The sequence below is a fragment of the Massilia sp. S19_KUP03_FR1 genome (assembly GCF_036688685.1).
Classification (GTDB): domain Bacteria; phylum Pseudomonadota; class Gammaproteobacteria; order Burkholderiales; family Burkholderiaceae_D; genus JALYUM01.
On sequence record NZ_JAQQPS010000003.1, the window covers coordinates 193,353 to 211,939 of the forward strand.

Sequence of the window (18,587 nt, forward strand, 5' to 3'; positions counted from 1 at the left end):
TGCTATGGATCCCGCCTGCGCGGGGAAGACTCAGCTGTTGTTGACCACCAGGCGCGGCTCAGCCGCCCCAAAACGCTGGCGAATCGACGCTGCAATACCCTTGGCATCGAGCCCCACGCCGGCCAGCAAGGTGGCCGGATCGCCATGGTCGATGAACACGTCCGGCAAACCGAGCATCAGGATCGGTTTCACGATGCCAAGGCTGGCCAGCGCTTCGGCCACCGCTGAACCGGCGCCACCCATGATGGCGCCCTCTTCCACCGTCACCAGGTAGTCGTGCGACTCGGCCAGGCGTTTCACCAGTTCGACGTCGAGCGGCTTCACGAAACGCATATTGGCCACTGTGGCGCCCAGCTCCGCGCCGGCGGCGACGCTTGGCGCCACCATCGAACCGAACGCCAGGATCGCGACGCTTTTACCCTCGCGCTTGATCTCGCCTTTGCCCAGCGCAAGCGAGGTCAAGGCCTGATCCACCACCGCCCCGATGCCGGCGCCGCGCGGATAGCGCACCGCGGCCGGGCCGTTGTAGTGAAACGCGGTGGTGAGCATCTGGCGGCACTCGTTTTCGTCCGATGCGGCCATCACGACCATGTTCGGGATACAGCGCAGGAACGGGATGTCGTAGTTACCGGCGTGGGTGGCACCGTCGGCGCCGACCAGGCCGGCGCGGTCCAGCGCAAACGTCACGTCCAGGTTTTGCAGGGCCACGTCGTGGATCAGCTGGTCGTAGCCGCGTTGCAGGAACGTGGAATAGATCGCCACGACCGGCTTCATGCCTTCGGCCGCCAGGCCGGCACCGAACGTCACCGCGTGCTGCTCGGCGATGCCGACGTCAAAATAACGTTCCTTGAACTGCTGCTCGAAGCGCACCATGCCAGAACCCTCGCGCATGGCTGGCGTGATGCCGACCAGGCGCTTGTCGGCAGCGGCCATGTCGCACAGCCAGTTGCCGAAGACTTCGGTGTAGGTCATCTTGCCGGCCGCGGTGGCCGGCTTGATGCCTTCGGTCGGATTGAACTTGCCGGTGCCGTGATACAGGATGGGTTCGGCTTCGGCCAGCTTGTAGCCCTGGCCCTTCTTGGTGACCACGTGCAGGAACTGCGGGCCCTTGAGCTTCTTGATGTTTTCCAGCGTCGGAATCAGCGAGTCGAGGTCGTGGCCATCGATCGGGCCGATGTAGTTGAAACCGAATTCTTCGAACATGGTGGCCGGGACCACCATGCCCTTGGCGTGTTCTTCCAGGCGCTTGGCCAGTTGCAGCACCGGGCCGGGCAGCACGGTCTTGCCGACATTTTTGGCGGCGGCGTAGAACTGGCCGCTCATCAGGCGCGCCAGGTAGCGGTTCAGCGCGCCGACTGGCGGCGAAATCGACATGTCGTTATCGTTGAGCACCACCAGCAGGTTGCAGTCTTCTTCCACGCCGGCGTTGTTGAGTGCCTCGAAAGCCATCCCGGCGGTCATGGAACCGTCGCCGATGACGGCGATCGCGTGGCGGTGCTCGCCCTTGATGCGGGCGGCCGAGGCCATGCCGAGGGCGGCCGAAATCGAGGTCGACGAGTGTGCGGTGCCGAAGGTGTCGTACTCACTCTCGTCGCGCTTCGGAAAGCCGGAGACGCCGCCGAACTGGCGCAGCGTGTGCATGCGGTCGCGCCGGCCAGTGAGGATTTTGTGCGAATAAGTCTGGTGGCCCACGTCCCAGACGATGCGGTCGTACGGCGTATTGAACACGTAATGCAGCGCGATGGTCAGTTCGACCGTACCGAGGTTGGACGACAAATGGCCGCCCGTTTTCGATACCGAGTCGAGCAGATAGCTGCGCAGTTCGTCCGCCAGCGGGATCAGCTGTGCGCGGGTGAGCTGGCGCAACTGCGCCGGTTCGTTAATATTTTCAAGCAAATTGAGCTGGTTCATTTAAGCCTTCCGCTGCACGATCAGGTCCGCCAACTCGCGCAGCCTGCGTGCTTGTTCTCCGAACGGGGCCAGCGCTTCATGCGCCGTGTCCCGCAATTGTTGTGCCAGCGCGCGCGAGGGTGCCAGGCCAAGGATCGAGACGTAGGTCGGCTTGTTGGCCGCCGCGTCCTTGCCCGCCGTTTTGCCCAGCGTAGCAGAATCGGCCGTTGCGTCGAGCACGTCATCGACCACCTGGAACGCCAGGCCGATCGCATTCGCGTAGGTCTCCAGCGCGGCTTGCTCGTGCGCGTCCAGCTGCTTGCCGCACATGGCGCCAAGCAGCACGGCCGCACGCAGCAAGGCGCCGGTTTTCAGTTGGTGCATGCGCTCGAGCTGCGCCAAAGAGAGGCTGAGGCCAACGCTGTCGAGGTCGATGGCCTGGCCGCCGCACATGCCGTTTGATCCCGCGGCCTGCGCCAGCAGTTTCAGCATGGCGACCAGGCGCTCGGGCGGCATCGATGGGGACGCCGCCAGCACCTCGAAGGCCTGCGCCTGCAGGGCGTCGCCCACCAGCAGCGCGGTCGCTTCGTCGTAGGCAATGTGGACCGTCGGTTTGCCGCGGCGCAGGGCGTCGTCGTCCATGCACGGCATGTCGTCGTGCACCAGCGAGTAGGCATGGATCATTTCGACCGCCGCGGCGGCGCGCGCCAGGGTTTGCGGGTCGGCGGTGAACAGTTCGCCACTGGCATAGGCCAGCAGCGGACGGACGCGCTTGCCGCCGCCCAGTACGGTGTAGCGCATCGCTTCGTGCAGCTTGAGCGGGACCGTGTCTGCTTTCGGCAACAGCGCCTCCAGGGCCCGTTCGGAGCGGGCCTGGGTGTCCTGCATCCATGCGTCGAAATCGACCGTCATTGCTCGCCCTCGCCGGCAAACGGCTTGAGCATGTCGCCTTCCAGCACCTTGACCTGGGACTCGACTTTTTCCAGCTGGCCAGCGCAGAACTTGACCAGCTCGGCGCCGCGCGCATAGGCGGACACCGACGCTTCCAGCGGCAAGGCGCCGCCTTCCATCTGGGTGACCAGTTCAGCCAGTTCGGCCATGGCCTGCTCGAAGCTGGCCGGTGCCGTGGCGCTGGCTGCGGGTGCGGAAAATGTATTTGGCATAAATGCTTTATGAAAAAAAGCGACGTGCCGGCGCTTGGTGGCGACAGCCGAGTCTAATCGCGTATTTTAGACCAAACCACCCCCCGCGTGGACCAACTCTGTCTTGCAAGACGCACAACGCAATCCTGCATACTGCTGACCGGTGCTGCGCGTTACCGGATATAATCGCCGGTTCTGTCCGAAATACCGTATTGCGACACCCAAAATACTGGTCTTTCTCTTCCTGAGGTACGCATATTAAAGGGGGGTTGGGATGTCCGATCTGGCTACCCACGCCAAGCTGGCGCGTTCGTGCGCGCAGCTTCCAGTCAATGTCTATTTTGACGAAGCGTTGTTGCAGCGTGAAATGCAGCAGTTATTCCGGTCTGGCCCGCGCTACGTGGGCCACGAACTGATGGTGCCCGAGGTCGGCGACTTCGCCACGCTGAAGGCGGAACATGAAGGCCGCATGCTGGTGCGCAATGGCGCTGGCATCGAGGTGCTGTCGAACGTCTGCCGCCATCGCCAGGCGCTGATGTTTAATGGCCGCGGCAACGCCAACAACATCGTCTGCCCGCTGCACCGCTGGACCTACGACCTCAAGGGCGAGCTGATCGGCGCACCGCACTTCCCGGAAACGCCGTGCCTGAACCTGTCGAAAACCCCGCTGCAAAGCTGGAACGGCTTGTTGTTCGAGCAGAACGGCTACAACGTCATGGAAAAACTGTCGACCTTGTCGGTGACGCAGGACTTCGATTTTTCCGGCTATATGTTCGACCACGTCGAAGTCAATACGCTCGATTACAACTGGAAGACGTTCATTGAGGTGTACCTCGAGGATTACCACGTCGAGCCGTTTCACGCGGGCCTGGGTGGCTTTGTGTCATGCGACGATTTGCGCTGGGACTTCGGCAGCGACTACAGCGTGCAAACGGTTGGCGTGAACCGCGGGCTGGGCAAGGCCGGCTCGAAGGTCTACCAAAAATGGCAGGAGCAGGTGCTGAAATTTCGCGGTGGCGTGCCGCCGGAAAAAGGCGCGATCTGGTTCACGCTGTACCCGAACATCATGGTTGAGTGGTATCCGCACGTGCTGGTGGTGTCGACGCTGTGGCCGGAAGGCCCGCAAAAGACCCGCAACGTGGTCGAGTTCTATTATCCGGAAGAGATCGTGCTGTTCGAGCGCGAGTTCATCGAAGCCGAACGCGCGGCGTATATGGAAACGGCGGTCGAGGACGACGAAATCGCCATGCGCATGGACGCCGGCCGCAAGATTTTACTGGCGCGCGGCGTCAATGAAGTGGGGCCGTACCAGTCGCCGATGGAAGACGGCATGCAGCATTTTCACGAGTGGTACCGCAGTAATATCGATATTTAAAACAAAGACGGCGCACGGGATTTGTCCCCTGCGCCGTTTTACTTAGAAAGTAGCAATGGCTTCGTTGTGGATGTTGTTCGCCAGTTTCGCCTTTGCCGCCATGGGCGCGGCGGTGAAAATGGCATCGGAATTGTATTCGACCTCGGAAATCGTGATGTACCGCGGCCTGGTCGGCGCGGTGATCCTGGGCGGCATGATCGTCGCGCGCGGCCTCACGCTGCGCACCCGCTACCCGCGCGAACACGTGGTGCGCAGCCTGGTCGGCGTGATCTCGCTGTGGTTGTGGTTTTACGCGATCGGCAAATTGCCGCTGGCGACCGCCGTCACCCTCAATTACATGGCGCCGATCTGGATCGCGGCCGCGCTGTTTTGCGCCGGCTGGTGGCAGCGCAAGAATCACGTCGAGTGGCCGCTGATCTTGGCTGTCTTGATGAGCTTTGTCGGCGTGACGCTGGCCCTGCAACCGGCCGTTGAAATGAAACAGTGGTTCGGCGCCCTGGCCGGCCTGGTGTCGTCCGTGATTTCCGCGATGGCCTATATGCAGGTGCGCAAACTGGGCCAGATGGGCGAACCGGAATACCGGGTTGTGTTCTTCTTTTCGCTGACCACGACCATCGTTGGCCTGGCCGGCACCTTTACCGATGGCGCGGCGCCAGTGCTGCACGCGCACACCCTGCACGGCGGCCTGCTGGTGTTTGCCATCGGCTTTTGCGGCCTGCTGGGGCAAATGGCCATGACGCGCGCCTACCGCACCGGCAGCGTGCTGGTGGTTGCCAACCTGCAATACACCGGCATCATTTTTTCCTGCCTGTGGGGCATGTTTTTGTGGGGCGACCGCTTCGACGCCATCGTCTGGCTGGGCATGGGCGTGATCCTCGTGTCCGGCATTGCGGCAACGTTCTACAATACCCGCAGCACGGCGCGCGGCGCCGTCATTGAAAAGACCGACCCGATTGCCGCCGAACTCTAGGAGTAGACCATGCACACAACGCTGATCTCCGCGCCCGACCTCGCGGCCCATATCACTGACCCGAAGTGGGTGGTCGTCGATTGCCGCCACGACCTGATGAACCTGGCGGCGGGACGCGCCGCCTACAACGCCGGCCACTTGCCGGGTGCCCGCTTCGCCGACATGGAAACCCAGTTGTCGGGCGAAAAATACGCTGAACACGGCGTGTTCCGGGGGCGCCATCCGTTGCCGGACCGCACCGCGCTGCTGGCGACGCTGCGCGAATGGGGCATTGACGACGACAGCCAGGTCGTCGCCGTCGACGCGCATGGCGGCATGTACGCGGCGCGGCTGTGGTTTTTGCTGCGCTGGATAGGGCATGCCGCGGTGGCCGTGCTCGACGGCGGAATGCAGACTTGGGAAGCACTCGACACGACCGTGCCAACCCCGGCACCCGGCACCATCACATTAAAAGCGGCGCTGGTCGACACCATCGAGGCGGACCAGGTTCTGGTGCACGGTAACATCGTCGACGCGCGCGCGCCCGACCGCTTCCGCGGCGAGAACGAAACGATCGACCCAGTCGGCGGCCACATTCCCGGCGCCAGAAACCGCTTCTTCAAGGATAACCTGGGGCCGGACGGGCGCTTCAAGGACGCGGCGCAACTGCGCGCGGAACTGGCGCCCATCGTCGGCGATGCCACGGCCAGCGTGATGCAGTGCGGCTCCGGCGTGACCGCCTGCCACAACCTGCTGGCCCTCGAAGTGGCCGGCATGCCGGGTGCCAAACTGTATCCGGGCTCGTGGAGCGAATGGGTGAGCGATCCGGCGCGGCCGGTCGCTACTGGAAACTAGATCAGTGGCCGTGCGTCAGCACCAGCACGATGATCACACCCAAGGCGATCAGCGCCACCTGCGGAATCGATTCGCGCACCGTGGCGCGGCGCTGCATCTGCGGCATCAGGTCACTGACCGCAATGTAGATGAAGCCGGATGAGGCGAACACCAGCACGTAGGGAATCAGGCCGCTGGCGCGGTCCAGCGTGAAGTAGCCGAGCAAGCCGCCGGCCACCGCCATCAGGCTGCACAGTAAATTGAAGACATAGGCGCGCGTGCGCGAAAAGCCGGCATTGAGCAGCACGATGAAGTCGCCGATTTCCTGCGGGATTTCGTGGGCGATGATGGCAACACCGGTGACGATGCCCAGCGCCGGATCGGCCAGGAAGGCCGCGGCGATCAGGATGCCATCGGTGAAGTTGTGCATGCCGTCGCCGATCAGAATCATCCAGCCGGCCTTGCCCGCTTCCATCGCATCGTGGCCGTGGGCGTGATGGTGGCCGTCGCCCTCGTGGTGATGCGAGTGGCGCAGCACCGCCAGTTTCTCCAGCAGGAAAAAGGCCAGCAAGCCGCCCAGCAGGGTAGCAAACAGGCTGCGCGGGTCGGCGCTGGACTCGAACGCTTCCGGCAAGGCGTGCAGCAAGGACGTCGACAGCATGATGCCGACCGACAGGCTGACCATCTTCTCGACCAACTTGGAGAGCAAGGTAAAGGAAAAGATGGCAGCAGCGGTAATGCTGACGACGCCAGCGAGTAGCGTGGCGCCTAAAATGGAGATGAGAATCGGGTCGATTTGGTAGCCTCTTGTGCGGGTATTGCTGTCTCAGCAAGGCGGGCATTGTACTCGCCCGTACCTGCACTTGCCCTCGGGCAGTTAAATGACCCCGTGTTCCTTGAACCAGGCCGTGGCGCGCGCCCAACCATCCCTGGCGTCCTTCTCCACATAACTCGGACGGTAGTCGGCGTGGAATGCATGGCCGGAGTCGGCAAACACCACGAAGGTCGAGCCACTCTTGCCTTTCGCCAGTTCGCCTTTCATTTTCTCGATCGAGGTTTGCGGGATGCCGCTGTCCTTGGCGCCGTACAGGCCCAGAACCGGCACCGTCAGTTTGGCGGCAAAATCGATCGGGTTGCTTGGCGTGTACTGGTTGGGCGTGCCTTCCAGGCGGCCGTACCACGCAACGCCGGCTTTGACGTTCGGGTTGTGGCTGGCATACAGCCAGGTAATCCGGCCGCCCCAGCAAAAGCCGGTGATGCCGAGCTTGTCGATATTGCCATTGTTTTGTTTGGCCCAGGCGACCACGGCGTCGAGGTCGGACAGCACTTGCGCGTCCGGCGTCTTGCCGACGATGTCGCGCATCAGCACGTCGCGTTCGGCGTGGACGGCGTCGCCCTGGCGCACGAACAGGTCGGGCGCGATGGCCAGGTAGCCCAGCTTGGCGAAGCGGCGCGCGACGTCGGCGATGTGCTCATGGACGCCGAAAATTTCGGAGATCACCAGGATGACGGGCAGGTTGTTCTTGCCTTCCGGCTGCGCGCGGTAGAACGGGACGGCCTGGCCGGCAATGTTCAACGTGACGGTGCCGGCGGTCAGGCCGGTGGTGTCGGTCTTGATCACGGACTGGGCCACCACTGGCATGGCAGCCAGGGCGAAGCTCGAGCCGAGGGCTGCTTTCAGAAAGTCGCGCCGCTCGACGCCGTCAGAAAACCTGGCGTTGTCGAGCAGGCTGGCGTAGTCGTTGACGATGTCTTTCATGCAGTCCTCCGGCAAATGGTTGGGTTGTAATATTAACAGCGGCATCGTCATTTATACCCCTACACGCAATACCGTCATCCCGGCGCAGGCCGGGATCCATAGCATGCAGCCGTGAGCCATCAAACTAAACAACTTCGGAGAAGTGTTATCGGCCCCGGCCTGCGCCGGGGTGACGGTTTTTAAGGCGATGGGTAATGCCGGCGTCTGTGGTTTGAGAATCTCAGTGCGCTTCGTCCCAGTTCGCGCCCACGCCCACTTCGGCCACCAGCGGCACTTTCAGTTCCGCCACGCCGGCCATTAATTCCGGCAGCTTGCGTTTCACCAGTTCCAGCTCGGCATCCGGCACTTCCAGCACCAGTTCATCGTGCACCTGCATGATCATGCGGGTGGCAAGCTGCTCGGTCTCGAGCCAGTTCTGCACGGCAATCATGGCCAGCTTGATCAGGTCGGCAGCGGTGCCCTGCATCGGCGCGTTGATGGCGGCGCGTTCGGCGCCCTGGCGGCGCGGGCCGTTCGGCGAATTGATTTCGGGCAGCCACAGGCGGCGGCCGAACACGGTTTCGACATAGCCGCGCGCCTTGGCGGCCAGGCGGGTTTCGTCCATGTACTGCTTGACGCCGGAGAAGCGCACAAAATAACGATCGATGTAATTCTGCGCCGCGGCCCGTTCGATGCCGAGGTTGGCAGCCAGACCGAACGCGCTCATGCCGTAGATCAGGCCGAAGTTAATCACCTTGGCAAAGCGGCGCTGTTCCGACTGCACTTCTTCCGGCGCCACGCCAAACACTTCGGCCGCGGTGGCGCTGTGAATGTCGATGCCTTCCGAGAACGCGCGCAGCATCGCTTCATCGCCCGAAATGTGCGCCATGATGCGCAGCTCGATCTGGGAATAGTCGGCCGACACGATCTGGCTGCCGGCGGGCGCAATGAAGGCTTCGCGAATGCGCCGGCCTTCTTTGGTTTTTACCGGGATGTTCTGCAGGTTCGGGTCATTCGACGACAGGCGCCCCGTCACCGCCACGGCCTGCGCATAATTGGTGTGCACGCGGCCGGTGTCGCGGTTGACCATCTTCGGCAATTTGTCGGTGTAGGTCGATTTCAGCTTCGACATGCTGCGGTGTTCCAGCAAAATTTTTGGCAGAGGATAATCCTCGGCCAGCTTTTGCAGCACTTCTTCGTCGGTCGACGGCGCGCCGGTCGGCGTCTTCTTGATCACCGGCAGCTGCAGCTTGCCGAAGAAAATTTCGCCGATCTGTTTTGGCGAACCGAGGTTGAACGGGCCGCCGGCCAGCACATAAGCCTGGGCTTCCAGTTCCATCATGCGCGCGCCCAGTTCACCCGACTGTTTATCGAGCAGTGCAGCGTCGATCAGCACGCCGTTTCGCTCGATCTTGTGCAGCACGACCGAGGTTGGCAATTCGATTTTTTTATAGATGTAGTCGAGGCCCGCATTGCTCTCGACGTGGCCGATCATGGCGTGGTGCAGGCGCAGCGTGATGTCCGAATCTTCGCCCGCGTATTCGGTGGCGCGCGACAGCTCCACCTGGTCGAAGCAGATCTGGTTGACGCCCTTGCCGCACACGTCCACGAAGGGAATCGTGGTGTAGCCGAGGTGGCGCTGGGCCATGGTGTCCATGTCGTGCGGCTTGTGCGATTCAAACACGTACGATTCGAGCAGGGTGTCATGCACGATGCCGCGCAGGGTCACGCCGTGGTTCGAAAAAATGTGCGCGTCGTATTTCAGGTTCTGGCCGACCTTCGGCTTGTCCTTGTCTTCCAGCCACGGGCGCATGCGCTCGAGCACCATTTCGCGATTGAGTTGCTCGGTGACGCCGGCATAGCGGTGCGCCAGCGGAATGTAGGCGCCATGGCCCGGTTCCACCGACAGCGATATGCCGACCATCTGCGACGTCATCGGTTCGAGCGAGGTGGTTTCGGTGTCGACCGAGGTCAGCACGGCAGTATCGATGCGTGCCAGCCATTTGTCGAGTTGCGACTCAGTAGTGACAGTTTCATACTCACCGCGTATCACAGGCACGCCGGCGATCTGACCGCTCATCTCTCCCTCCGGCGAATTGAGCGCCGATGCCGCCGGCGCGCTGCCGGCCAGTTCGCGCAGCATGGTTTTGAAACCGTAGCGCTGGAAAAATTCGCGCAGCTCGTCCGCGTCTTCGAGCTTGCCAGTGAGAGATTCTTCGATCGAGACCATGTGCCCGGAGAGGTCGCAGTCGAGCTTGACGGTGACCAGCGCGCGGCCCTGCGGCAGCCAGTCGAGCGCGCTGCGCAGGTTTTCGCCCACAGCGCCGCCGATGGTGTGCGCATTCGCGATCACACCGTCGAGCGAACCGTGCAAACCCAGCCATTTGAGCGCCGTCTTCGGGCCCACCTTGGCCACGCCCGGGATATTGTCGACGGTGTCGCCGACCAGCGTCAGGTAATCGATGATACGGTCGGGCGTGACACCGAACTTGGCCAGCACGCCGGCTTCGTCGAGCTTTTCGTTGCTCATCGTATTAATCAGCATGACCTTGTCGTTGACCAGCTGCGCCAGGTCCTTGTCGCCGGTGGAGACGATCACGTTCATGCCGCGCGCGGCGGCCTGGGCGGCCAGCGTGCCGATCACGTCATCCGCTTCGACGCCCTCGACGGTCAGGATCGGCCAGCCCATGTGGCGCACCGCTTCGTGGATCGGCTCGATCTGCAGGCGCAAATCGTCCGGCATCGAGGCGCGCGTCGCCTTGTATTCCGCATACATATCGTCGCGGAAAGTTTTGCCCTTGGCATCGAACACGCAGGCGATGTAAGCGGCTGGGTAATCGGCGCGCAAGCGGCGCAGCATGTTGACCATGCCGTGCATGGCGCCGGTCGGATGGCCGTCCGGGCTGCGCAGGTCGGGCAAGGCGTGAAAAGCGCGGTACAGATAGCTGGAACCATCGACCAGGAGTAGCGTATTTTGCATGAGTTTTTATCGTCGTAAAGAGGGCGGCCGGCAGGCGGCGAAGTGTCGGTCATTATCGCAGAATCACATATGAGGATGATTCGCCGAGTTTGCACAGCGAATGGCAGCACTTTGTTACAATGATCCAAACGTTATAAGGTGACTATCATGGCTCGCACGTCTTCATTCTGGAAAGCACTTTCCCTGGGCGCGCTTGCGTTCGCGGGCCTCGCTTCGGCGCAACAGCCTGCTTCGAAGGTCGTGAGCCAGGCGCCACCCCAGCTCGAACAGGTCGAGCCAGGCAGCGATGTGCCGGCCACGGCGGCCCAATCGAGCCCGCGCACGGTCATCACCGAGCGCCGCGTGAATGGCCAGGTGGTGGAAGCAGACGTCGTCAGCAGCGGCAGCCGCTACAACATGAAGCCGAACCGGCCGGCCGGCAATGCGCAGATCAACGATGCGCAAAACGGCAATTCGATTCGCGCCCCGACCTGGACCGTGCTGCAGTTTGGCGCCGGTACCAAGAAGCCAGCTGCCGAGGCCACCGGCCCATCGTCAACCGCGGATGCACCGCCACCGACCGTCACCAAATAAGTCTTGCCTGGCATGCCGCCCTGCCGTATGGCGGCATGCCAGCTGTAGCCGCTCCCCGATTTCTCCTACTTTTCACTAGCACATGGCAGTTTTCACCGCAGTCACCCTGGACGACCTCCAAGCGTGGCTTGAGCAATTTCAACTTGGCAAAGCGCTGGCAATCGACGGCATCGCTTCCGGCATCGAAAACAGCAATTTCTTTTTGACGACCGAGCGTGGCGCGTACGTACTGACGATTTTCGAAAACCTCGGATTTTCCCAGCTTCCCTTCTACCTGCAACTGATGAAGCACCTGGCGGCGCGCGGCATTCCCGTGCCCGACCCGGTGGCCAACAGCGCCGGCGAACTGGTCGTGCCGCTGCACGGCAAGCCGGCCGCGATCGTCAGCAAGCTGGCGGGATCGTCGCAGATGGATCCGCAGCCAGTGCACTGCGCCGCGATGGGCGCGATGCTGGCCCGCATGCACGTGTCGGCGCAAAGCTTCACCATGCACCAGCCCAATCTGCGCGGCCTCGACTGGTGTGCGGCGACCGCGCCCGCGGTCCTGCCTTTCCTGTCGGCTGGCGAAGCCGGTCTGCTGCGCGCCGAAATCGCGTTTCAACAGGATTTTGCCAGCACGCCGGTCTACGCCAGCCTCGCGCGCGGCCCGGTCCATGCCGATCTGTTCCGCAATAACGTGATGTTTGTCGATACCACCCTCAGCGGCTGCTTCGATTTCTATTTTGCCGGCGTCGACACCTGGCTGTTCGACCTGGCCGTCACCGTCAACGACTGGTGCATCGACCAGGAGAATGGCCAGCTCGATGCAGCCCGCCTGCGCGCCTTGCTGGACGCCTACCACGCGGTGCGCCCGTTCACGCCGGCCGAAAGCGCGGCCTGGCAGCCGCTGCTGCGCGCCGCCGCACTGCGCTTCTGGCTGTCGCGCCTGTACGACCTGCACATGCCGCGTGCCGCAGAAATGCTCACGCCGCACGATCCCACCCACTTCGAACGCATATTGCGCGAACGTATTGCTGTACCAGCTGGAGAATTGTTCGCATGAGTCAATTAACTGCAAGCACAGGCTGGGCCTGGCTCAAGCAAGGCGCGGGCCTGTTCCGCAAGCAGCCGGCCGGCCTGACCACCCTGCTCTTTGCCGACATCCTGATCAGCGTGCTGGTCGGTGTCATTCCGTTCATCGGTCCGATGGTGGCGATCGTGCTGGTGCCATGCTTTTCGCTGGCCTTCATGCAGGCGTGCATGCTGATCGAACAAGACAAGCGCGTCACCCCCGACATCTTGCTGACCGGCTTTCGCCAGCCGGCCGTCAAAACGCTGCTGAAAGTGGGCCTGGTGTACCTGGGTGTGTTTTTTGTGCTGGCAATGATCATGCGCTTCGCGGTCGATCCCGACATCCTGAAACAGGCTGAAAGCGGCACCAATGCGGCCGAACTGCAACACGTCAGCGGTAGCGACATGCTCGGCCTGCTGGTGGTGTTTTTGCTGCAGGCCCTGGCCGTGCTGACGCTGGCGTTCACCGCGCCGCTCACGTACTGGCAAAACATGCCAACCGGCAAAGCCGTGTTCTACAGCTTCTTCGCCGTCCTGCGCGCCGGCCGCGCGTTTTGCGTGTTGTTGATGAGCTGGTTCGCCATCCTGTTTGGCCTGTGCATCGTGATCGCCTTTGTGCTGGGGCAGTCGGGCGTCGCCCGGATCGTCATCATGTGGGTGTTTTTCCTGTTTTTCCTGCTGTTGCAGTGCGCGCTGTACGCCGCCTACCGCCAGATCTTTGGCACGCCGGCGCCGCTGCCGGTCTCGCTGACCAAGCTGTAAGGACGAAAAAAAACCGCCAGCCTGGCGGTTTTTTTCGTCTGGATGCGACTACGCGATATTCAGCGGTGCAAACGATTTGACCACGTCGTCGAGCTGCTTCAACTGGGTCAGGAAGGGCTCGAGCTGGTCGAGCGGCAGTGCGCTCGGGCCATCGCATTTGGCATGATCCGGATCCGGGTGGGCTTCCAGGAACAGGCCGGCGATGCCGACGGCGAGACCGGCGCGCGCCAGGTCGGCCACTTGCTGGCGCCGTCCGCCCGACGCCGCGCCGCCCGGATCACGCTGCTGCAGCGCATGGGTGACGTCGAAAATGATCGGCAAATCGTTGCAGACTTTTTTCATGACGCCGAAACCGAGCATGTCGACCACCAGGTTGTCATAACCCAGGCAGGTGCCGCGTTCGCACAAAATCAATTGTTCGTTGCCGGCTTCCTTGAACTTTTCGACGATATTGCCCATTTGCGCCGGGCTGAGAAATTGCGGCTTCTTGATGTTGATGACGCGGCCGGTTTTGGCCAGCGCCACCACCAGGTCGGTCTGGCGCGCCAAAAAGGCCGGCAACTGCAGCACGTCGACCACTTCGGCCACCTGCGCGGCTTGCCACGGTTCATGCACGTCGGTGATCATCGGCACGCCGAAGGCCGCCTTGACGTCCTGAAAAATGCGCAGGCCCTCTTCCAGTCCCGGACCGCGGTAAGAGTGGATCGAGGAGCGGTTGGCCTTGTCGAAGCTGGCCTTGAACACGTAGGGAATGCCCAGTTTTTGCGTGACGCGCACGTATTCTTCGCAGCTGCGCAGCGCCAGGTCGCGCGATTCGAGGACATTGATGCCGCCGAACAGGACAAAGGGGGCGGTGTTGCTGACGTTGATAGTGTCGTTGATTGTGACCATGCGGGTGTTCCTGTCGTGAGGTTGTTACATCTGGCGAAACTGATCGGTGTAATTACGGCTGACCACGAGCAGCTCCTCGCGCCCCTTGAGCCGCACCATCAGCCGTCCGCGGAAGTCGGTATGCGTGGCAGCGATGGCGCTGGCGGCGACGATGACGCTGCGGTGAATCTGCCAGAAGCGCTGCTCGTCGAGCCCGTCGCGCAATTCGCGCAGGGGCGTCCGGATCAGGCTTTCGCCCTCGAGCGTGAAGACGCTAGTGTACTTGTCATTGCTTTGAAAATACAGCACGTCCTCGATCGAGATCAGGCGCGTTTCCTTGCCATGGGCCGCGCGGATCCATTGCAGCGGTGCCGGCTTCGGTACCGCCGCGACACCCAGCTGGTCCAGCAAGGCGCGCAGCGTGGCGGCCTCGCCCGCCGGTTTGGCCTGCATGGCGGCGCGCAACCGCGTCACCGTTTGCGCCAGGCGCGCCGCCGTCACGGGCTTGAGCAGGTAGTCGCAGGCGGCATGCTCGAAGGCGGCGACGGCGTGGTGGTCGTAAGCCGTCACGAACACGATGTGGGGGCCATGTTCGTTGGTCGCCAGGCGCGCGGCCACGTCCAGGCCGGTCAGGCCGGGCATCTGGATATCGAGGAACACGATGTCGGGCGTGAGTTCGTCGGCCAGGCGCAGCGCCTCGATGCCGTTTTCGGCCTTGGCCACAATGCGCAGGTCTGGCCAGGCGATGGCCAGCTGGGTGGCGAGATAGTCGCGCAGGTGCGGCTCGTCGTCCGCGATCAGGGCTGTGGGCTTGTCGATGATGGCACCTTCGATGAAATTGGCAACAGCAGGCGCACGATGGCGCCGCCGCCGGGATTGTCGAGCAATTGGAGTCGAGCGCCGTCGCCATGCACACTGAGCGCACGGGCTTTCACGTTGGCCATGCCGACGCCGCCACCAGCGCGCGCAGGGGCGTTGCCGATGCCGACGCCGTCGTCGGCAATGTCGACCTGCAAAGTGTCGCCGCTGCGCTGCGCCCGTACAACGATGGTGCCGCCCGCGATCTTCGGTTCGAGTCCGTGCATGACGGCGTTTTCCACCAGCGGCTGGATCAGCATGGGCGCAATGCCGCTCGCGCGCGCCGCGGCATCGGCCTCGATGCGGTAGTGCAGCCGTTTGCCCATGCGCACGGCCAGCACGTCGAGGTAGGCGGCCGCCAGGTCCAGCTCGGCGCCGACGGTGGCCGATTCGGCCCGGCTGGCGTGCAGGCTGGCGCGCAGAAAATCGATGAAGCGCTCAAGCATGTGGCGCGCCTGGGCCGGCTGGGTATCGATCAGGCCAAGGACGTTGGCGAGCGTGTTGTACAGGAAATGCGGTTCGATCTGGGCCTGCAGCGCGCGCAACTTCGCTTCGGCCAGCAGTTGTGCGGTGGCGGCCAGTTCTTCGCGCTGGCGCAGCCTTTGTACTTCCGCTTCGGCACGACGCTGGCCGACGCTGGTCATGATCAGCAGCAGCACGGCCAAGCCAAAGGTGAACGGCAGCACGTGCGCCAGTTCCTGGAAATGCGTCACGTAATGCCAGGGATTGCGTCCGCGCAGCAGCGCGTTGCCCAGCGCGACACCGATAAAGGACAGGATCGACACGGCCGTCACGTAGTACAGCGAGCGCACCGTCCCGCTCTGGCGGTGCGACCAGCCGCGTGTCAACACGGCCAGGAGCACCAGGCCGCCATGGATCGTGAAACCGACGCTGTTGCCAATCACGATCACCGGCACCACGGCATTGGAGAAATGGATCTTGTCGGAAAAGGCGGCCTGGATGGTGGTCACGATGGCGCCGATCAGCATGCCCAGCACGCATGTCAGGACGATGCTGCGCAACGGGGTACGCGACCAGCGCCGGACGAACGGCAGGAAGTCCAGCGGGTGAGCAACGTGCTTCAGCTTGGCTTGTTGGGATGGCATGGACATCTTGCTATGGTAGCAGTCGCGGGGAGACCGGCTTCAGATTGCCTGCAGCTGCGCCGAAAATCCCTGGTAGGCCTTCAGATCACGCGCCAGGCGGCCCAGGAAGTAGCCGCTGAAGAGGCCGAACAAGGCGCACACCGCCACCGTGAAGATGGCATTCTCGCGCAGGTGCGGTTGCACCACGACGGCAATCGACGTCACGTATTTGGTGACGAAGATCGCCATCATCAGCGCCAGCGGGAATTTGCTTCCGAGCACGACGACATGGCCGGGTTTTGCCGTCGGCGCAATCCGCGCGGCGCCGAACCTGACCAGCAGCGCCAGCGTGGCGGCCATGGTGACGGTCCAGGTGGCAAAGCCGATGCCGCCGAGGCCGAATTTTGCCGCGATATCGAACAGGGACAGGGCCAGCATCACCAGCGGGATGATGAACAGCTTGTTCATGGCAAGCTCGCGGGTGCGCATGGCAATAACGCCGCGGAAAATCAGGAAGGCGAGGATTACCCAGACGTACAGGGGGGTGTGGGTGAAGATCTGGTTCAGCATGGTCGGCTCCGTCAGGTGGGTGAGTGGAGCCAGTGTGGGGGAGATACACAGTGCAGTGGGAGCGCTGCGATGAAGTGCTACGGGATGACGCGAAATGCAGCGGACGGGCGCGAAATGCGGTGGTTAATGGTCGCGGCGCGCGTTTGAAACGGACCATGCCCGGATTCGACGCGTTTTCTGGCTCAGATTGCGTGCGAATGACGGATGGGTCGTGCTCGCGCTATATGCAAATATGTTCGCGCTAGCTGCAAATGAAATCAGGCCTGCGTCGACAGGCCGGTACCGACTCAACGCGGACTTTCGAAGTCATTCTTCGTCCCGTAGTCGTTCCCGAGCATCTGCCAACGCTTGCCCATACTCCATGTCAAATGGAGCCACGGGCGTCTTTTCAAAAATGCAGCATAGATTCCAGAGAGCTCTCTGTTCTGCTTGATCTACTACATTCAACTGGTCTGTATCAGAATAGCGCCGCAAAAATTCAAACAATACCAAGGCTTCATCGCTGGTAATTAATATTCGAATTTCAGAACTTTCTTCAGTCATATGATATTTATTTCGGTCGGCATGGCTTCAAGAATGACCGCTTCTGGCCGAACCCGGCCGTTCGGTGCAGCATAGCAGGTTGCTGGCGGGATCAATGAAAGTGCACCCATCGAGCGGCAGCTTATGGCTGCGCGCAGCGTCCGGCGTTTGATCGTTTATATAAGTTCGACCGACCTACTTCGCGCTTTCTATGGATTCCACTGTGTCGAAAATAGACGCCAGCGCGCTTTCCATGGCGCCGGCAGTAGCGTCGCCGCTCTGGTTGGTGATGATGAAGACGCCAAGCTGATATTTGGGGACAACGTAAGCGTAACTTTGCGCACGTGGCACGCCGCCATGGTGGACGTAATGCGTGCCAAGCTGACGATTGCTACCAATGTTCCAGAAATATCCAATGCTGAAATCGTCCTGAAAGCGTACCAGCGGCTTGTGCGATTCGACGACCGCAGGGTTGTCACCTAATTGCAGGCGCAGGTATTTCGTCATATCCGGCATCGTTGACTTCAAGTTGCCGGCTGCGCCCCAAGGCAGCTGTGGCATCGGTGTCGTTATGACGGGGTTGTCGCTATGGTAGCCGGGCGCTAGCCGGCCGGTATCCCTGGCCGTGATTCTCAGCTTGGTATCTTGCATGCCGGCTTCGCGCGCGAGGAATTGCGTGAGCAGGACTTCATAGGGCAATCCGTAGATTTTTTCGAGAGCGTGCGCAACGAGTTCGGTACCGGCGCTCGAATATGCGTAGTCCTTACCCAGCGGACCGTTGATGCTGACTGTGTGTAAGTCTTGCCAGAATTGCTGGCGTCCGTAGTTGGCGTAGGCTGCATTGAGCTGTGCAGGCGTGGTGTGTGCAGTGAAATCTTTCAATACGGTGTTCACGTGCAATGGCAGCATGCCCGGCATATTGCTGGTGTGCGTGATCAAATGGCGCAGGCGAACCGGCTGCCCCTGCGACTGCAGGTTCGGGTAGGCGGCCGCCAGGTACTGTTGTATGGGATCGTCGAGCGCTGCCTTCCCATCGAGGACAGCATTCGCCAGTAGCAGGCCAGCAAACGTTTTGCTGACTGAGCCGATTTCATAAAGCGTTGTATTGTTTGGCGGATTCGCTTTACCGGTCTCCAGCTCGCCTTGATGCAACATGAATTCCTTGCCGCGATAAACGACAGCAATCGAGGTCGCGTGTAGCAATTTTGACCGCAGTAAGGTGGTCGCGGTACGGCTCATCGCCGCAGGAATGTCATGCGCAGGTGCTTGGGGTGAGGGCTTGCAAGCTGCCAGCAATACTGTCATTCCAGTGATGATTACGGCGAATTTGGTCATCATGCGTACCATCCAGGGGGAGGGTCATTTTCGCACAAGGGGTTCAGCGGCGAC

The 18,587-nt window shown here is 62.0% G+C and carries 18 protein-coding genes; 6 read left to right on the top strand and 12 right to left on the bottom strand.

Annotated elements, in window-relative coordinates:
- Positions 1-30: 30 nt before the first annotated feature.
- Genes dxs through V6M87_RS04240 form a run of 3 tightly spaced genes read right to left on the bottom strand, consistent with a single transcriptional unit; the run spans position 31 to position 3,053 of the window.
- On the bottom strand, positions 31-1,911 hold the full coding sequence (gene dxs / locus V6M87_RS04230; protein ID WP_332848491.1) for a 1-deoxy-D-xylulose-5-phosphate synthase: 1,881 nt from the start codon (positions 1,909-1,911) through the stop codon (positions 31-33).
- Positions 1,912-2,802, bottom strand: coding sequence for a polyprenyl synthetase family protein (locus V6M87_RS04235; protein ID WP_332848492.1), 891 nt, complete (start codon positions 2,800-2,802; stop codon positions 1,912-1,914).
- Positions 2,799-3,053, bottom strand: coding sequence for an exodeoxyribonuclease VII small subunit (locus V6M87_RS04240; protein ID WP_332848493.1), 255 nt, complete (start codon positions 3,051-3,053; stop codon positions 2,799-2,801). Before V6M87_RS04240 ends, V6M87_RS04235 begins: the two co-directional genes overlap by 4 nt.
- A gap of 253 nt (positions 3,054-3,306) precedes the next feature.
- Between V6M87_RS04240 and V6M87_RS04245 the strand changes: the two genes are divergently transcribed.
- Genes V6M87_RS04245 through V6M87_RS04255 form a run of 3 tightly spaced genes read left to right on the top strand, consistent with a single transcriptional unit; the run spans position 3,307 to position 6,211 of the window.
- Complete coding sequence (locus V6M87_RS04245; RefSeq protein WP_332848494.1) at positions 3,307-4,407, top strand: aromatic ring-hydroxylating oxygenase subunit alpha; 1,101 nt, start codon at positions 3,307-3,309, stop codon at positions 4,405-4,407.
- 55 nt (positions 4,408-4,462) lie between these two features.
- Positions 4,463-5,377: a DMT family transporter gene (locus V6M87_RS04250; RefSeq protein ID WP_332848495.1), complete on the top strand. Its 915-nt coding sequence runs from the start codon at positions 4,463-4,465 to the stop codon at positions 5,375-5,377.
- Positions 5,378-5,386: 9 nt separating this feature from the next.
- On the top strand, positions 5,387-6,211 hold the full coding sequence (locus V6M87_RS04255) for a sulfurtransferase (RefSeq protein WP_332848496.1): 825 nt from the start codon (positions 5,387-5,389) through the stop codon (positions 6,209-6,211).
- A gap of 1 nt (position 6,212) precedes the next feature.
- Here V6M87_RS04255 and V6M87_RS04260 read toward each other — a convergent pair whose 3' ends face one another.
- The 3 genes from V6M87_RS04260 to polA form a co-directional block, all read right to left on the bottom strand.
- The gene (locus V6M87_RS04260; protein WP_332848640.1) at positions 6,213-6,914 is read right to left on the bottom strand and encodes a ZIP family metal transporter; all 702 of its coding nucleotides are present in this window, start codon (positions 6,912-6,914) and stop codon (positions 6,213-6,215) included.
- 153 nt (positions 6,915-7,067) lie between these two features.
- Positions 7,068-7,949 (bottom strand): dienelactone hydrolase family protein, encoded by an 882-nt coding sequence (locus V6M87_RS04265; protein ID WP_332848497.1) that lies wholly within the window; start codon positions 7,947-7,949, stop codon positions 7,068-7,070.
- A gap of 220 nt (positions 7,950-8,169) precedes the next feature.
- Positions 8,170-10,908 carry a DNA polymerase I gene (gene polA, locus V6M87_RS04270; RefSeq protein WP_332848498.1) on the bottom strand — a complete coding sequence of 913 codons (2,739 nt, stop codon included), beginning with the start codon at positions 10,906-10,908 and terminating at the stop codon, positions 8,170-8,172.
- 147 nt (positions 10,909-11,055) lie between these two features.
- On the opposite strand from polA, the gene V6M87_RS04275 reads away from it, so the two are divergent.
- The 3 genes from V6M87_RS04275 (at position 11,056) to V6M87_RS04285 (ending at position 13,293) form a co-directional block, all read left to right on the top strand.
- A complete protein-coding gene (locus V6M87_RS04275) occupies positions 11,056-11,481 on the top strand; it encodes a hypothetical protein (protein WP_332848499.1) in 426 nt (141 codons plus the stop codon).
- Between the two features lie 82 nt (positions 11,482-11,563).
- Entirely contained in the window at positions 11,564-12,523 is a 960-nt protein-coding gene (locus V6M87_RS04280; RefSeq protein ID WP_332848500.1) for a homoserine kinase, read from the top strand.
- The gene (locus V6M87_RS04285) at positions 12,520-13,293 is read left to right on the top strand and encodes a BPSS1780 family membrane protein (RefSeq protein WP_332848501.1); all 774 of its coding nucleotides are present in this window, start codon (positions 12,520-12,522) and stop codon (positions 13,291-13,293) included. Before V6M87_RS04280 ends, V6M87_RS04285 begins: the two co-directional genes overlap by 4 nt.
- A 48-nt stretch (positions 13,294-13,341) precedes the next feature.
- On the opposite strand, the gene kdsA is transcribed toward V6M87_RS04285, so the two are convergent.
- The 6 genes from kdsA to V6M87_RS04315 all read right to left on the bottom strand — a co-directional run bounded on the left by kdsA (position 13,342) and on the right by V6M87_RS04315 (position 18,536).
- Positions 13,342-14,184 carry a 3-deoxy-8-phosphooctulonate synthase gene (kdsA, locus tag V6M87_RS04290; protein ID WP_332848502.1) on the bottom strand — a complete coding sequence of 281 codons (843 nt, stop codon included), beginning with the start codon at positions 14,182-14,184 and terminating at the stop codon, positions 13,342-13,344.
- Between the two features lie 24 nt (positions 14,185-14,208).
- Entirely contained in the window at positions 14,209-14,940 is a 732-nt protein-coding gene (locus tag V6M87_RS04295; RefSeq protein WP_332848641.1) for a LytR/AlgR family response regulator transcription factor, read from the bottom strand.
- Between the two features lie 20 nt (positions 14,941-14,960).
- On the bottom strand, positions 14,961-16,127 hold the full coding sequence (locus V6M87_RS04300) for a sensor histidine kinase (RefSeq protein ID WP_332848503.1): 1,167 nt from the start codon (positions 16,125-16,127) through the stop codon (positions 14,961-14,963).
- Between the two features lie 39 nt (positions 16,128-16,166).
- Positions 16,167-16,676, bottom strand: coding sequence for a DUF6622 family protein (locus tag V6M87_RS04305; RefSeq protein WP_332848504.1), 510 nt, complete (start codon positions 16,674-16,676; stop codon positions 16,167-16,169).
- A 306-nt stretch (positions 16,677-16,982) separates the two neighbouring features.
- A complete protein-coding gene (locus V6M87_RS04310; RefSeq protein ID WP_332848505.1) occupies positions 16,983-17,219 on the bottom strand; it encodes a hypothetical protein in 237 nt (78 codons plus the stop codon).
- Between the two features lie 174 nt (positions 17,220-17,393).
- Positions 17,394-18,536: a serine hydrolase domain-containing protein gene (locus tag V6M87_RS04315; protein ID WP_332848506.1), complete on the bottom strand. Its 1,143-nt coding sequence runs from the start codon at positions 18,534-18,536 to the stop codon at positions 17,394-17,396.
- Between the last annotated feature and the right edge of the window lie 51 nt (positions 18,537-18,587).